Source organism: Neisseria sp. P0022.S010 (assembly GCF_051956635.1).
Genome location: NZ_JBQCXF010000532.1, coordinates 1 through 2,015, shown reverse-complemented (window position 1 = coordinate 2,015; position 2,015 = coordinate 1). Strand labels below are relative to the sequence as shown.

Genomic DNA, 2,015 nt, shown 5'->3' with positions numbered 1-2,015 from the left:
GGTTTTCAGACGGCCTTGTTTAATGCTGCGGCCGTCTGAAAACTTAAAAGCAATCTTCCGGCACTCGGACTTGTCCTTCCATAATCACGCGTGCGCTACGGCTCATGACCGCTTTGGTGGCCGTCCATTGTCCGTCCTGACATTCGGCGGCGGCACCGACACGCAGTGTGCCTGACGGATGACCGAAACGGACTTCTTTACGCGCTCCGCCTCCAGCTGCAAGGTTAACCAGCGTTCCGGGCACGGCGGCGGCGGTAGCGATGGCAACTGAAGCGGTGCCCATCATGGCGTGGTGCAATTTGCCCATGCTCAGCGCGCGTACCAATAAGTCAATGTCGGCAGCTTTGACGGTTTTGCCGCTTGAAGCGGTGTAATCGGCTGCAGGGGCGACAAAAGCAACTTTCGGAGTATGGGCGCGGGTGGCAGCTTCGGATACGTCGCTGATCAAGCCCATTTTCAGCGCGCCATACGCGCGGATGGTTTCAAATTTTTCCAGAGCTGCGGCATCGTTATTGATGTCGTCTTGCAACTCTTTGCCTGTGTAGCCCAAATCTGCGGCATTCAAGAAAATGGTTGGAATGCCGGCATTGATAAGCGTGGCTTTCAGACGGCCTATATTCGGCACATCAATTTCATCGACCAAATTGCCGGTCGGGAACATACTGCCTTCGCCATCGGCCGGATCCAGAAATTCGATTTGCACTTCGGCTGCCGGAAACGTTACGCCGTCAAGCTCAAAATCGCCTGTTTCCAAAACTACGCCGTTTTGCATCGGTACATGGGCAATAATGGTTTTGCCGATGTTTTTTTGCCAGATTTTGACGGTACACAGGCCGTCTGAAGGGATTTTGGATTTATCGACCAAGCCCTGCTCGATGGCAAATGCGCCCACTGCGGCGGTCAGATTGCCGCAGTTGCCGCTCCAATCGACAAAAGGTTTGTCGATGGAAACTTGTCCGAACAAATAATCGACATCGTGATCGTCGCGTTCGGATTTATCCAAAATCACGGCTTTGCTCGTGGACGAACTGGCGTTACCCAAACCGTCAATCTGTTTACCGTAAGGGTCGGGGCTGCCGAGTACGCGCAAGAGGATTTTGTCGCGTGCCTCGCCTGCTTGTTGCGCAGCGGCCGGCAGATCGGTACGTTTGAAGAAAATGCCTTTAGATGTACCGCCGCGGTAGTAAACGGCTGGAATTTTAATTTGCGGCATTTTGAGTTCTCCTTTGTATTTCTAGTATGGTTTTTTCAGACGACCCCTCAAACATTCGAGGCCGTCTGAAAACCTTTTTGAGCGTAGCACGAACATTTTGACTATGTCCGATTTACCTTACGCTGCATTTCCTTCTAAGAAGTCTTGTGCGAAACGTTGCAATACGCCACCGGCTTCATATACCAACACTTCTTCTGCGGTATCGAGGCGGCAGGTAACCGGAACTTCGACGGTTTCGCCGTTTTTACGGTGAATCACGAGGGTCAGGTCGCAGCGCGGTTTGCGTTCGCCGACAACGTCGTAGGTTTCCGTACCGTCCAGTTGCAGGGTATGGCGGTTGGTACCCGGTTTGAATTGCAGCGGCAATACGCCCATACCGATCAAGTTGGTGCGGTGGATACGCTCAAAGCCTTCAGCAACAATCACTTCCACGCCGGCGAGGCGTACGCCTTTTGCAGCCCAGTCGCGGCTTGAGCCTTGACCGTAGTCCGCACCGGCAATGATGATGAGCGGCTGTTTGCGGTTCATATAGGTTTCGATGGCTTCCCACATACGCATCACTTGACCTTCGGGCTCAACGCGTGCCAGCGAACCTTGGCGTACGCTGCCGTCTTCGTTTCTCACCATTTCGTTAAACAGTTTCGGATTGGCGAAGGTTGCGCGTTGGGCGGTAAGGTGGTCGCCGCGGTGGGTTGCGTAAGAGTTGAAGTCTTCTTCAGGCAAACCCATTTTTGCCAAATATTCGCCTGCGGCACTGCTGGCCAAAATCGCATTGGATGGCGAGAGATGGTCGGTGGTGATG

1 protein-coding gene and 1 pseudogene are annotated in these 2,015 nt (G+C 53.5%); both read right to left on the bottom strand.

The annotated features are described in order from the left end of the window. Positions 1–43: 43 nt before the first annotated feature. A complete protein-coding gene (prpF, locus tag ACTHUT_RS19050; protein ID WP_440419418.1) occupies positions 44–1,213 on the bottom strand; it encodes a 2-methylaconitate cis-trans isomerase PrpF in 1,170 nt (389 codons plus the stop codon). 117 nt (positions 1,214–1,330) lie between these two features. Next, positions 1,331–2,015 (bottom strand): annotated as a pseudogene (locus ACTHUT_RS19045) (Fe/S-dependent 2-methylisocitrate dehydratase AcnD); the annotation flags it as partial.

Excerpts from the sequence above, each read along its gene's own strand:
- prpF (WP_440419418.1), bottom strand. The coding sequence starts at position 1,213 with ATGCCGCAAATTAAAATTCCAGCCGTTTACTACCGCGGCGGTACATCT.